We start from the raw sequence: 12,623 nt of genomic DNA on the forward strand, positions 1-12,623 counted from the left end.
ATTGCCTTCGTGAATATCATGGTTTTGTCTCCGTTGATTATCGTTATCCAGCCTGGCCTTCGAGGTCACAGGCCTCGGCTGCACGCCGCACGGCAGCGAATGCCTAGATGACCCTTTGCTTTAGCAGCGCGTCAATCTCTTCCCCGGAAAAGCCGAGCAATTGGCCATACACCTCTTCGTTCGACGAGCCCAACTCCATCGCCGGCTGGTCGAACTGCGCGACGCTGGCCGAAAACCGGATCGGCAGGCCCATGCTGGTCGCGGCCACATCGCCGTATCGTGGATGCTTCAGCCTGGTCACCGCGCCGCTTTCATGGAGGGACGGGTCTTGCACGACTTCGTGCGGGGTCCGGATCTTCGCTGCGGGAATGCCCCGTTGTTCCAGCAGCACATCAACCACGTGTTCCGAAGTGACGGTCTGCGTCCAGGCCTGGATGACGGTATTGAGTTCCGCTGCGTGCTGCAGCCGCGGGCCACGCGTGGCGAAGCGCGGGTCGTCCACAAGCTCCGGCCGTCCGACGACTTCCAGCAGCGCCTTCATCCAGTCAGGACGAAACGCCACGATCGCCACGTGGCCGTCCTTTGTGGGATACACGCCGAATGGCGCGAGCCGGTCGAGGGAATTGCCCGTGCGCGTTGGCTGTCCATCCCTGCACAGCACATCGAAGTGCTCTTCAGCGACCCAGGACGCCAGGCAATCCAGCATTGACACCTGGATCTGCTGTCCTTCCCCTGTGCGGCCCCGCTGAATGAGCGCGGCGAGGATGCCCTGCACGGCAAACATCGGCGCCAGCAAGTCGGCAACGGGAATGCCCAGCCGCGTGGGCGGGCCATCAGCAAAGCCCGTCGCCTCCATGACACCGCTGAGCGCCTGGACAATGATGTCCATGCCCTTGAGACTGGGGTATTCGCTGGGCTCGCCGAAGGCCTTGATGGAGGCGTAGACAATGCGCGAGTTCGCCTGCCGCAGGTGCTCGTAGTCGACCTTGAGCCGTGCGGCCGTGCCTTCGCTCATGTTTTCCACGACCACGTCGCATTCCGCCGCCAGGCGCATCAGAATCTCGCGCCCGCGTTCAGTCTTGAGGTCGAGGGTGACGCTCTTCTTGTTGCGGGCACGGCTCAGCGTGGTCAGCGACAGATCGCCTTCCGGATTCGGCCCGAAGTTGATGCCGGCCTTGCCAACCGACGGCGGATTCGAACTCGAGATATCGCTTCCGCCCGGGGCTTCTACCCGGATCACTTCCGCGCCAAGCCCGCCAAGGATCAGGGTCGCGTACGGACCGGAAAGCGCCACGGTTAGGTCGAGCACGCGGATGCCATGCAGGGGTCGCGAGATGTTGGTCAACATAGCTGTATGGATAGAGTGTGACGGACGGAACCGATCCGCCTGCAAACGCCTTGCCGTGGCTACCGGTCACCCAGTGACCGGATCCTTGCGCAAGGTTCTGAGCTTTGACGTGCCATGGTGCCTGTCCGCCGACTTATAGCCCAGCGCGTCCTCAGCAATGATGATCTTCTGCACATTCGCGGAACCCTCGCCCGTGAACATCATGTCTGCGAAGCACTTGTAGCGGGAGATCCGGTATTCCACTGCGAGGCCGTAGCCGCCAAAGATCTGCTGCGCCTTGTCCGCGCACATCTTCGCGGTCTGCGAGGCATGGTACTTTGCCATCGACGCCAGCCGATTGGTGGGCAATCCCGCATCCATGTGCTGGGCCGTCTTGTAGAGCAGTGCGCGGCTAGCCTCGATCGCGACTGCCATCTCGGCGATATCCGCCTGGATCATCTGGTAGCGGCCCAGCGGGCTGCCACGGACCATCCGTTCGTTGGCGTAGCGCACGGCATCCTCGAAGCACGCGCGGGCAATGCCAAGCGCAAGCGCGCCGACCACCGCGCGCCCCGACTCCAGCGCGCGCATGATGATCTTGAAGCCCTCGCCTTCTTCGCCGAGCCGGTTTTCAACCGGTACAACGAAGTCGTCCAGGTAGAGCGCAGCTGTCCGGAAAGATTTGGACAGGCCCATCGTGTCAATCGGATGCGCGGTGAACCCCGGATACTTCTTGGGTTCGACGATGAACGCAGTTACGCCTTTCGCGCCGGCACTGGGATCGGTCTTGGCCAGCAGGATGCCGGCGTCGCATTCGTTGCCGAGCGACGCCCACATCTTGGACCCGTTCAGGATGTACTTGTCACCGACGCGTCGTGCCGTGGTCTTCATGTTGCCCAATGCGTCCGAGCCGCCGCCGGCCTCGGTCAGAGACATCATGCCGATGATCTCGCCGCCCACCAGGCGCGGCACGTAGCGGCGCACCTGCTCTTCCGTACCGGCAAGGTATATGCCGGCGGGACAAGTGCCCGACTGCTGGTTGCTGCAGCAAGCAAAGCGCACATCCATCCGGGCCAGCTCTTCCAGGATCACGACGGCGGCCAGGTAGCCTGTGCCGGTGCCACCCACCTCTTCCGGGAACAGCGACCCGAAGAACCCGGCTTCCCCTGCCTTCCTGACCAGCTCGCGCGGCATCTCCTTGCGCGCCTCGAAGCCGTCCATCACGGGCACGACCTCACGCTCCATAAACCGGATCACGCTGTCACGTATCGCAGCTATGTCCTCTCCGTGCAGGTCAACCATCACCAATCTCCTCATTCGCTATGACGTTACCGCGCCCCGCAAATCGCGGAAGCGTTCGGCCAGTGCTGGCCTCTTATCCTCATCATGACCCGCTTTGCTTGGCGGCAGAACCGTGGTGCGAACTGTTCCGCCATGCAAAACCGCCATCTCAACGTCCCTGCCAGCGGGGCGCCCGCTTCTCCGCGAAAGCGCGCATACCTTCCTGCGCATCCTCGCTTGCGTACACGGTGGCGTAGATGTCGACCGCATCGCGCAGCCCTTGCTCGACACCGACCGAGCCGGCGTGCTGGATGCTTTTCTTTCCGGCACGCACGGAAAGCGGCGCATTGGCTGCAATCTTCGTCGCCATCTGGAGTGCGACGGTACGAACCTCGTCTGGCGTCTCTGCCACATGGTTGACAAATCCAAGCGCGTGCAGGCGCTCGATCGGTAAAAAGTCGCCGGTCAGGGTCATTTCCATCAGCACTGCCTGCGGCAGCATCCAGAGCAGCGGAACACCCCAGGGGGAGCCGCGCCCCACCTTCGCCTCGGCGATGCCCCCTAGCGTCCCACGCAAGCCGACCCGCAAGTCACAGTTCAGGGCAAGCATCATGCCGCCTGCGGTAAAACTCCCCGTCATGGCAGCGATGATCGGCACGTTGACCGTCCTCATGCCTTGCTGGAAGGGATCCTCGATCCGGTCCGTGATGTCGGCCGTGGCATCATCCCGACGGATGGCCGCCGCTTCCTTCAGGTCCATGCCGGCGCAAAAGGTGCCGCAGTCAGCGGACGTGAGGATCACCACCTGGACTGACTTGTCCTTGTTGATGCGCTTCCATACTGAGCTCAGGCCGTTGAAGACGGCCACCGACAGCGCGTTACGGGCCTGTGGGCGGTCGATCCTGACTTCCAGCACGCCGGGCGCCACTTCGGCCAAGACCAATCCTTCCGCAATGGTTTCGGCATTCATGGCTGGACCACAGGCAGGCGCAGGATGGCATTGCCCAGCGATTTGCCGGTCTGGTCCAGCCGCAGCGTCCGGGTGGCGCCGCCGCCCAGCGCCTTGTGCATGAATACGCTGAGCGAGTGCAGATTTGCGGCCTCGAATACCTCGACGTCACCGCGGACCCATTCGCCGAACAATTGCTTCACGGCCTCGGGGGTCACGGAGCGGCGCAGCGCCTCGTAGTCCTGTGGCGTTTTTGCGATCACGCCGATCGTCACCGTGTCGCCTTTATCGCCGGAGCGCACGTAGGCAATGTCTTTGAGCAGGGAAGTCATGCTTTCGATCTCCATTTCAAACGTCGAGGACCGTCACGGTCTGCTGGATCAACTCGCGCGGAATCAGCGTCGGCCACAGCGACACCACGGGACGCGGCTTCATCGGCGCGCCGAACGACGTGCCGCCGGGGCCCATGATCCACATATGGGCGCAGGCTCGCCGAACTTTCTCGGCCTCGTCCTTTGTGCGCGTGCGCACTGCGACGCGCAGGCCGACCTCGTTGTGGTCGCAGTTGCTGCGGGGTGCCGCCGGGCCGTGCAGCATATTGACACCGACGAAATCGAACTGGATCTCGTCGGCCTTCAGGCCCAGACGCTCAAAGCGCTCGAGCAGGGTTTCGCGGGCCTTCTCCGCCCGCGCCAGCGCCGACGGCCAGGGGAAGAACATCATGCCCTCGCCGATCCAGCCGTCTTCATAGCCGATGACGACCTTGAGCTGATCCGGACGACCCGTTCCCGTCATGCCGCTGATGCGAACGCGATCGCCGCCCAGTTCTTCAAGCGAGAGCGAAGTGAAATCGGCGACGCCATCGGGCATCACATAGCGGCGAGGATCATTGATCTCGTAAAGCAAGTGCTCCTTGATCGTGAACTGGTCGACCCGGCCGCCAGTTCCCTGGAGCTTGCTGATCACGGCGGTGCCGTCCTTGGAGAAGTCCGCGAACGGGAAGCCGAGATTCCCCATATGCGGCATCTCGGCGAAACGCGAGTTGATCCCGCCGCTGGCGCAGCCGGCGCATTCCAGCACGTGGCCGACCGTCACCGCCGCGGCAATGCGATCCTCGTAAGATGCTTCGTAGCGCCACCCGAATTCGTGGACCATGGGGCCCACGTACAGCGCGTTGTCGGACACGCGGCCCGCCACCACCACATCCGCGCCGGCCCCCAGGGCTTCCACGATGCCCGAGGCATCGGTATAGACATTGGCCGCGACGACGCGCGTGCGGATTCTGGCGAAATCCGTGTCGCCGGTATCCATGTTTACGAGGGGAATGCCACTCGCGATAATGTCGTCGAGCCGGTGCAGCACGTCATCGCCTTCGATGACCCCAACCTTCGTCCCCGACAAGCCCAATTCCTGCGCTGTCTTGACGATGGCGTTGCCGGCGGCCATGGGATTGACGCCACCGCCATTGGAAATCAGCTTCGTCCCGGACTGGCGCGCAAGTGGCATGGTCGCGCGCATGTAGTCGATGACGTCCGGCACGTAGCCCAACTGCGGATTCTTGGCCCGCAGGCGCTGCAGCAGCGCCATGGTCAGCTCGGCGAGGAAGTCGAACGATAGGTAGTCAAGCTTGCCGTGTTCCAGCAGTTCCAGGGCGGGGTCGAGTGCGTCTCCCCAAAAACCAGAACCAGATCCGATACGTACGATGTCTTTCATGTTGTCACCACACCTCTTGGAGAATTTGCTGTAACTGTTTTGCGTCGCGCACCGGGCGCGGATTGTTCTGCAGGTACCAGTCGTCGAAGGACACCCGGGCCAGCTCGGGCAGCGCGTCCTGCGGGACATCGAGATCACGCAGACGCGTGGGCAGCTTCAGCGCGCCGAAGACCGACGCAAGCGCATCGACCACCCTGGCGCCGGCCACGTCTTGTTCCGTTCCAGGCAATCCAAGCGCGGTAGCGATCTTGGCAAGGCCTTGCGCGGCTTCGGGGGCATTGAAACGAAGCACGGCGGGCAGCACGATGGCGTCGGTGATGCCGTTGTCGATGCCGAACCTGGCACTGATGGCGTGGCCGAGTGTCAGGGCAGCGCCGGCACCCGTGTAGTCGGAACCATGGCCACACAGGATCGAAGCCGCCATCAGTTCCGCACGCTCGCCGTCGTCATAATCGTGCTCGCTCGCACCGAGATGCTTCGTGAGCAGGCGCACCGCGTGCATCAGCATGGCATCGGCCATGGGATCGCCCTTGCGCGACATCAGGCCTTCGACTGCCAGCGACAACGTATTGAGTCCGGCACTGAGGATCAGCTGGCGCGACGCAGTCCTGAGCAGGTCCGGGTGGATGAACACGGACTGCGCCCGGGTCTTGGGGTCATAGAGCGCCAGGCGGCTGCCGTCGGCTGGATCAAGGACGGCGCTGCCGGCCTTCACGATGGCGGTCGTCGGCGTGGTCGGAATGACCAGCTGGGGCAGCTTGGGGGCGAGCAGCTTGGGGCTGGTCAGCTTCCCGGACGGGTCGCGCTGCGTGCACATGACGTGGGCCGGTCGCTGCTCGGCCATCAGGATGCTGGCTGCACGCGCGGTCACGATCGCCGAGCCGCCGCCGACCGCAATGACGGCATCGGCATTGACCCGCGCCAGTTCCGCTGCGGCTTGCTCGACCGCAGGCAGGGGGCTTTGCGAACGCACCCCGGCATAGACACCGGCACAGCGTCCCTGCGCCGCCGAGACGATCAGGTCGACGATACCGGCGTCGCGGCCGAGCGTTGCGCCACAGAAGACCAGCGCGCGCTTGCTGCCGAGCCGCGCCAGCTCTGCCCCAAGCGTGCCGAGGCTGTCCGCACCCTGGAAGATGCGCAGGGCCGGTACGATATGACGGAAGGATTGCATTGAGGTTTTGCGCATTGCCTGTAAGGTGAGGACCATGATGCGGTGGCTGGCGGCCAGCGCGAAGCCGGCACGAGACTGTTCCGCGGGTGAAAACAAGCCGCGGCGGCGAATGCAGCCGCTACCCGGGTTCAGAAGATTTCAAACAAGCCGGCAGCGCCCATCCCACCGGCTATGCACATCGTCACAACCGCATACCTGGCGCGCCGCCGGCGGCCCTCCAGCAACACGTGACCTGCCAGTCTCGCGCCGCTCATGCCGAACGGATGTCCAACAGAGATCGCGCCGCCATTCACGTTCAAGCGCTCGTCCGGGATGCCAAGCTGCCGCTGGCAGTAGACCGCTTGGCTCGCAAAGGCTTCATTGAGTTCCCACAGGCCGATGTCCGCCACGGTCAGGCCGTGCCGCTTCAGTAGCCTGGGAACGGCGTAGACGGGACCGATACCCATTTCGTCGGGCTCGCAGCCGGCCAGCGCATATCCCCGGAAAGCGCCGAGCGGCTCGAGTCCCAGCTTCGAAGCCTGGGACGCCTCCATCAGCACGCATGCCGCGGCGCCGTCGGACAGCTGCGAAGCGTTCCCTGCTGTCACGACATGTCCTTCGCCCAGCACGGGCTGAAGCTTTTCCAGGCTTTCGTAGGCGGTGCCCGGGCGGTTGCAGTTGTCGGCGTCGACGGTCACTTCCTTGTGCGTCACGGCTTTGGTGACTTTGTCGGTGACCGCCATCGTCGTCGTGCACGGAACGATTTCGTCGGCAAAGCGCCCCGCCTTTTGCGCCGCTTCCACCTTTCGCTGGCTGTCGGCGGCAAAGCGGTCCTGTGCTTCGCGGCTGATCTCGTAGCGCCGGGCGACCACTTCCGCGGTCTCGATCATCGACAGGAATAGTTCCGGGCGATGCTCGGCAAGCCAGGGATCAATGGTGGTATCGGTTCCGTCGGTTGCGCGCGCTCGGATTTGGGAGATGCTTTCGACACCACCCGCGACAGCGGCGTCGGCGCCATCCATGACCACCCGTCCGGCTGCAATGGCGATGGCCTCGAGACCTGACGCGCAGTACCGGTTCACCGTGGCACCTGCGACGCCAATCGGCAGGCCCGCCCGGAGTGCTGCCTGACGAGCAACGTTCCTGCCGGTCGTGCCTTCCGGGTAGCCACAGCCCAGAATCAGGTCTTCGATGCGCCCCGGCTCGATGCCGGCGCGTTGAACCGCGGCCTGGATGGCGAAAGCAGCCAGGGTGGGACCCGGCGTGATGTTGAATTCCCCCCGATGGGACTTGGCAAGGGGGGTTCGTGCAGTGGATACGATGACGGCTTCGCGCACCGGAGACTCCTTGGATTAGATTCGCGTATGAGCTGCATCTTGCGGAGCACGGCCTGCGTGCGACAGCAAGTCGCAAGTTGTTCCGGCAGCGAAAACTCACGAGTCGCCGTCCACGCAGTCTTCCACCTCGCAAAACCCCGTATTCGGCAAATAGAATCGCTAAATCGGGCAGGGATTACCCGTTGTTGACAGCTATCGATTGGCGACACTAAGCTGGGTCACCATTCGGGGCGTCCCCGTCTTTCGCATCTCCCCATGCCATCCAAGCCTTACAAAGTCACTTCCCTGGAACGAGGCCTGGCAGTGCTGCAAACCTTAGGCAGCGCTGACAGACCGCTGCGCAACCGGGATGTCGTGGCAAGCACCGGACTGCCTAAGGCGACTGTCTCCCGACTGACCAACACGCTTGCAGCCATGGGTTACCTGCGTCGCACCGACCAGGGCAGTTATGTGCCGGGGCATCTCAGCGCACGCTCGGGCCGGTCGATGCTCGCCGGACTCGACTTGGCGCAGCATGCGCCGCGCTTCCAGGCCTTCTTCGAGGAAACCGGTGGGGTCGCGGTATTGGAAGCGATGATCGGACGCAGCATGGTCCCGGTGTTCCGCTGGTCTGCTGCCACCAGCACGCTGCTGTCACAGAGAACCGGCGAGGTGTCCGACGATGAGCAGGTTCCGTCGCGCCATTGCCGGGAGTTCTTTTATGGCGACAAGACCAGCGTCACTGGCGAATTTGCCAGGCAACTCAGCGAGAAGGGATGCTGTTATCGGTGGGACGAGGCGGCCAGCGAGCTGAGCGCCAGTACCGCAGTGCGGTTCGAGCACGTCGGTGACTTCGTATTGACGCTGCATATGCCGCAGCCCGAAGCGCCATCCGAGGCGCGCCTCGCCCGTGTCGGACTGCATCTTTGCCAGGCCGCGCGAGACATTGCACAGCAATAGCTGTACCGAGAGGTATCAAGCCATGGACACCAAGCCGCTCCAAAACGTCTGGCAGATCGCCGACCCGACCGCGACGAAGCTGGACCTGACGGGAATCGTGCGCCGGGTACATACCACCTCTGGCGAGCGCAAGAAGGCCGTTTCCGCACGCAAGACTTCGCCTGCGCGCCAGGACCCGGGCTCCGATTTCGTCGAAGCTTTGGCCCATGGCCTCGCGCTGTTCGAATCCTGGCAAGACCACGATACGTGGCTCACCAACGCGCAGATTTCCGAGCGGTCTGGCCTGACGCGCACGACTGTCTCGCGGCTCTCCGCCGTCCTGGTCGACCTGGGCTACCTCGCTCGCGAAAGCCAGCGCGGACGCCTGCGACTTACAGCATTGACACTGAGCCTTGGCTTTGGCAATGCCTTCGCGCGGATTCCTGCTTCCGCATCGCAGCAGCAACTGAAACAACTCGCCAGCGAACTCGATGTGTATGCAGCGCTGAGCATCAGGCAGAGCGACCTGGTCCAGGTCGTCGAGAACGTCGTGAGTCCGTACCACCCGGATGCCGTTGTCCTGGATGTCGGTGGGAAGCTACCGATCTGTCGTTCCGCATCTGGGTTCGCCGCTCTCTGTGCGCTCAAGGAAAGCGAGGCGTCACCGCTGCTCGAGCGGCTGCGGTCGCAGTATGGGGAACGGTGGTCGCCTTTGGCGCGCCAGATCGAACGATCGCGGCAGGAATACCTGAGCAAGGGCTACTGTACCTCGGTCTCAAACTTGTCGCGCAACATTGGCGCTGTCGCGGTCCCCGTGATACCCACCGGCAGCGATGATATCTTCGTGCTTGGTTGTGGCATGTCGGCGCAGGAGTTCTATCCCGAACGCGTCGAGCGGGAAATCGCGCCGCAGCTGCTGAAGGTCGCAGAAGACCTGAAGGTATCGCTGTCAGCGTGATAGCGCCATCCGCCGCGCCAGTATCCAATGCCCATGTGAGATTTTCAAATGCCCTTGTCACCCCCCGCTGCCCGCCGTGAAATCCACGAGCGGGTCATTTCGATGAAGGCGTATCAGCGTGAAGACGGGCTCTACGATATCGAAGCGCGGCTGATCGATACCAAGCCATTTGCGTTTCAGCGGATTAGCCTGGCGGATCCGTTGCCGCCGGGCGAGGCGCTTCATGACCTGTCGCTGCGGCTGACGGTGGATCGGGACTATGTCGTGCGTGCGGTGGAAGCTTCGTCTGATGCCACGCCCTATTCGCTTTGCAAGGAAACCGAGTCGACGTTATCCGTGCTTGTCGGAGACCGGATTGCGTCAGGCTGGTCTTCGACAGTCAAGGCAAAGCTGCGCGGCGCGGCGAGTTGCACGCACCTGATGGAGATGCTGATTCCCATGGGCACCACCGCCTTCCAGGGCATTAACGGCGTACAGCGCGAAGGGCAGACAACCGTCGACACCAGCAAAATCCCGGTCCGGGTGGATAGCTGCTATAGCTATGCGAAACATCGCAGTGTCATCCAGCGCTACTGGCCACAGCATTATCAGCCCGATTCGGAATAAGGGAATAAGCGCGGGCCGGCTGCAAAACACACCGCCGGCCGTTAGGCATCCATACGGCCGGCGGTTTCCCGATTGCAGACTATTCAAGCTCCATCTTCGCAGTCTTCACGATGCGGGACCAGCGCTCGATGTCCTTCTTCTGGAAGTCCGCGAGCTCCTGGCGCGACATGGGCATCGGCCGCCAGCCGCTTTCGCCAAACAGTCGAGCAGCTTCGGGCATCTTCACGGCAGCAGTGATGACTTCATTCAGCTTGTCCGCCACTTCTGCGGGTGTGCCTTTTGGCGCGAACGCCGCGACCCAGCCGCTTAGTTCGTAACCCGGGACGCCCTGCTCGGCTATCGTGGGAACCGTCTCAAGGCCAGGCATGCGATTGCGCGTCGAGACACCAAGCGCGCGCAGCTTGCCGTTCCGAACCTGCGGCATGATCGAAAGCGAGTCGCCGAAAGTCATGTCGACACGGCCACCGATGATATCGCTGACCACCGCCGACATCGCCTTGTAGGGCACGTGCAGGATGTCCACCTTTGCCTGTTGCTTGAATAGCTCCCCGCCGGCAAGCGTCCACGAGCTGGCACTGCCGAATGTGAGCGTCCCGGGCTTATGCCGGGCCAGGGCGACCAGCTCGGTCACGTTGTCGGCCTTTATGGTCGGCGAGACGGCCAGCACCATGCCGCCTAACGAGATCCCGGCGATCGGGACAAAGTCTGCGACTGGATCATAAGGCAGCTTCCGGTACAGGCTAGCATTGGACGCGTGTGTGGTGCTGGTCGTGATGATGACCGTATAGCCATCAGCAGGCTGGCTCAGTACGTACTGGATACCGATAATCCCATTAGCGCCGGGCTTGTTTTCCACGACGACAGGCTGTCTGGTCTGCTCGGTGACATGCTGGCCGATAAAGCGCGCCACCTGGTCTGTAGTGCTGCCGGCCGCAAACGGAACGATCACACGGATCGGCCGGGATGGGAACGACGACTGTGCCATCGCCCCTGTGCACGCCAGGATAAGCGGCACGGCGGCAAAAAATGTTTTGGGAAATCCTCTCACGGTTGGCTCCAAGATTTGTCGTCAGACAGTACAAGAGCTCGACGCAACGCAAACGTTTTCTGGCGCGATGCGTAGCCCGGCAGCGAACTGCGGGTGGTGATATGCGCACCGGATTGATCGATTACTCCCGTGCGCGCATGGATTCCCTGGCGGTCAATCGTCGGGCGCGGTGATGCGCTCCATGGCTTCGGCGTACTCCAGTTGCAGTTGGTACATGACATCCTTGACCGAGCGCTCATGTGTCAGGTCCCAGACGCCCTGGCCCGCCGGATATGAAAAGTATTCCTTGCGCTTCGCCCGCACCACACGAGCCTGTGCCGGATTCCAGAGCACAGCTTGAAGCGGCGCCTGTAGCGGTACGGGCGCATCGGGACGCTCCCAGGCTTCGGAAAGCTGACTCTTGATCATGCGGACAGTTTTTCCGCTCCAGCACCGGCGCCGCGCGACGTCTTCGGAGCGCGCTGCAAACAGCACCTCTTTCTGGAACGGCTCGATCAGTTCGCTCTCTCGTGTGCCAAGCCAGATCGTGCCGGTCCAGACTCCCTCCGCGCCCAGTGCCCGTGCTGCGGCAATCTGGCTTCCGCGGGTAATCCCACCGGCGGCTAGCACCGGCACTCGGCCGGCAGCCGCGGCTACCACTTGCGGCACCAGCACCATGGTCGTGATCTCGCCCGTATGACCGGCCGCCTCAGTGCCAACGGCCACCAGCAGGTCCACACCGGCCTTGAGGTTTCGCTCGGCATGTTCGGCCTTGCCACAAAGCGCGCCCACCAGGATGCCGCGGCTGCGCAGTAGCGACACGATGTCGGCGCGCGGCTCGCCTAGCGCGCTGACCACCAGCCTGACTTGGGGATGCTGCAGTGCGACTTCCACCAGGCGCATGCCACCGCTCGCCGTACGGTTGCGCCCGACCTGGAGGATCTCCTCGTAGAGGCGGCCATGTTCTTCCTCGGGCAGCGGCGGCACGTCGGCCTCCTTCAAGACGGTATCCATGTATGCCTTGTGCTCGTCCGGGATTAGTGCATCCAGCGATCCGGTGGTTTCCTCCGCCTCTTTCGAGTACTTGCCAGGCACGACGATGTCGATGCCGTAAGGCTTACCGTCAACGTGCCTGTCGATCCAGGCAAGCTCCACTTCCAGTTGTTCCGGGGTAAACCACGATGCACCCAGTACGCCGAAGCCACCGGCGCGCGTGACCTCGACAACCACATCGCGGCAGTGGGAAAAGGCGAAAATAGGGACGGAATATCCCAGCTTCTGGCGCAAGCTGGTCATGTCGTTCTTCATCTCAAAACTCCAGAAAGAGTGTCACCGTCATTGCTTGATGATGGTC

Annotated in this window: 12 protein-coding genes; 3 read left to right on the forward strand and 9 right to left on the reverse strand. The window is 63.0% G+C overall.

Going from position 1 to position 12,623, the window contains the following annotated elements; translation table 11 throughout:
• Positions 1-103: 103 nt before the first annotated feature.
• From ABNX08_RS39775 to ABNX08_RS39805, 7 genes are all read right to left on the reverse strand, one after another.
• The gene (locus tag ABNX08_RS39775) at positions 104-1,348 is read right to left on the reverse strand and encodes a CoA transferase (RefSeq protein ID WP_349607761.1); all 1,245 of its coding nucleotides are present in this window, start codon (positions 1,346-1,348) and stop codon (positions 104-106) included.
• A 66-nt stretch (positions 1,349-1,414) separates the two neighbouring features.
• Positions 1,415-2,629 carry an acyl-CoA dehydrogenase family protein gene (locus tag ABNX08_RS39780; protein WP_349607759.1) on the reverse strand — a complete coding sequence of 405 codons (1,215 nt, stop codon included), beginning with the start codon at positions 2,627-2,629 and terminating at the stop codon, positions 1,415-1,417.
• A 148-nt stretch (positions 2,630-2,777) separates the two neighbouring features.
• Complete coding sequence (locus tag ABNX08_RS39785) at positions 2,778-3,578, reverse strand: enoyl-CoA hydratase-related protein (protein WP_349607757.1); 801 nt, start codon at positions 3,576-3,578, stop codon at positions 2,778-2,780.
• Positions 3,575-3,904 (reverse strand): hypothetical protein, encoded by a 330-nt coding sequence (locus tag ABNX08_RS39790; protein WP_349607755.1) that lies wholly within the window; start codon positions 3,902-3,904, stop codon positions 3,575-3,577. The genes ABNX08_RS39785 and ABNX08_RS39790 overlap by 4 nt, the downstream gene beginning before the upstream one ends.
• A gap of 1 nt (position 3,905) precedes the next feature.
• On the reverse strand, positions 3,906-5,270 hold the full coding sequence (locus ABNX08_RS39795; protein WP_349607753.1) for an acyclic terpene utilization AtuA family protein: 1,365 nt from the start codon (positions 5,268-5,270) through the stop codon (positions 3,906-3,908).
• A 4-nt stretch (positions 5,271-5,274) separates the two neighbouring features.
• Positions 5,275-6,444: an iron-containing alcohol dehydrogenase family protein gene (locus ABNX08_RS39800; RefSeq protein WP_349607751.1), complete on the reverse strand. Its 1,170-nt coding sequence runs from the start codon at positions 6,442-6,444 to the stop codon at positions 5,275-5,277.
• A 128-nt stretch (positions 6,445-6,572) separates the two neighbouring features.
• Positions 6,573-7,760 carry an acetyl-CoA C-acyltransferase gene (locus ABNX08_RS39805; RefSeq protein ID WP_349607749.1) on the reverse strand — a complete coding sequence of 396 codons (1,188 nt, stop codon included), beginning with the start codon at positions 7,758-7,760 and terminating at the stop codon, positions 6,573-6,575.
• Between the two features lie 255 nt (positions 7,761-8,015).
• Here ABNX08_RS39805 and ABNX08_RS39810 point away from each other — a divergent pair, with 255 nt between their 5' ends.
• Genes ABNX08_RS39810 through ABNX08_RS39820 form a run of 3 tightly spaced genes read left to right on the forward strand, consistent with a single transcriptional unit; the run spans position 8,016 to position 10,242 of the window.
• Positions 8,016-8,699, forward strand: a complete 684-nt coding sequence (locus ABNX08_RS39810) for a helix-turn-helix domain-containing protein (protein ID WP_349607747.1) — start codon at positions 8,016-8,018, stop codon at positions 8,697-8,699.
• Positions 8,700-8,721: 22 nt separating this feature from the next.
• Entirely contained in the window at positions 8,722-9,636 is a 915-nt protein-coding gene (locus ABNX08_RS39815; RefSeq protein ID WP_349607745.1) for a helix-turn-helix domain-containing protein, read from the forward strand.
• Between the two features lie 48 nt (positions 9,637-9,684).
• Positions 9,685-10,242 (forward strand): DUF2889 domain-containing protein, encoded by a 558-nt coding sequence (locus ABNX08_RS39820; RefSeq protein WP_349607743.1) that lies wholly within the window; start codon positions 9,685-9,687, stop codon positions 10,240-10,242.
• Positions 10,243-10,321: 79 nt separating this feature from the next.
• Here ABNX08_RS39820 and ABNX08_RS39825 read toward each other — a convergent pair whose 3' ends face one another.
• Entirely contained in the window at positions 10,322-11,290 is a 969-nt protein-coding gene (locus tag ABNX08_RS39825) for a tripartite tricarboxylate transporter substrate binding protein (protein ID WP_349607741.1), read from the reverse strand.
• Positions 11,291-11,443: 153 nt separating this feature from the next.
• Positions 11,444-12,577: a nitronate monooxygenase gene (locus ABNX08_RS39830; RefSeq protein ID WP_349607739.1), complete on the reverse strand. Its 1,134-nt coding sequence runs from the start codon at positions 12,575-12,577 to the stop codon at positions 11,444-11,446.
• Positions 12,578-12,623: the final 46 nt, after the last annotated feature.

This window comes from Cupriavidus sp. DF5525 (assembly GCF_040149425.2).
In the GTDB taxonomy this organism is placed as follows: domain Bacteria; phylum Pseudomonadota; class Gammaproteobacteria; order Burkholderiales; family Burkholderiaceae; genus Cupriavidus; species Cupriavidus pickettii_A.

Bases quoted from the DNA above. Each gene is read 5' to 3' on its own strand.
- ABNX08_RS39815 (WP_349607745.1), top strand. From the start codon at position 8,722: ATGGACACCAAGCCGCTCCAAAACGTCTGGCAGATCGCCGACCCGACC.
- ABNX08_RS39790 (WP_349607755.1), bottom strand. From the start codon at position 3,904: ATGGAGATCGAAAGCATGACTTCCCTGCTCAAAGACATTGCCTACGTG.
- ABNX08_RS39785 (WP_349607757.1), bottom strand. From the start codon at position 3,578: ATGAATGCCGAAACCATTGCGGAAGGATTGGTCTTGGCCGAAGTGGCG.
- ABNX08_RS39795 (WP_349607753.1), bottom strand. From the start codon at position 5,270: ATGAAAGACATCGTACGTATCGGATCTGGTTCTGGTTTTTGGGGAGAC.
- ABNX08_RS39800 (WP_349607751.1), bottom strand. From the start codon at position 6,444: ATGCAATCCTTCCGTCATATCGTACCGGCCCTGCGCATCTTCCAGGGT.
- ABNX08_RS39820 (WP_349607743.1), top strand. From the start codon at position 9,685: ATGCCCTTGTCACCCCCCGCTGCCCGCCGTGAAATCCACGAGCGGGTC.
- ABNX08_RS39810 (WP_349607747.1), top strand. From the start codon at position 8,016: ATGCCATCCAAGCCTTACAAAGTCACTTCCCTGGAACGAGGCCTGGCA.
- ABNX08_RS39775 (WP_349607761.1), bottom strand. From the start codon at position 1,348: ATGTTGACCAACATCTCGCGACCCCTGCATGGCATCCGCGTGCTCGAC.
- ABNX08_RS39830 (WP_349607739.1), bottom strand. From the start codon at position 12,577: ATGAAGAACGACATGACCAGCTTGCGCCAGAAGCTGGGATATTCCGTC.
- ABNX08_RS39780 (WP_349607759.1), bottom strand. From the start codon at position 2,629: ATGGTTGACCTGCACGGAGAGGACATAGCTGCGATACGTGACAGCGTG.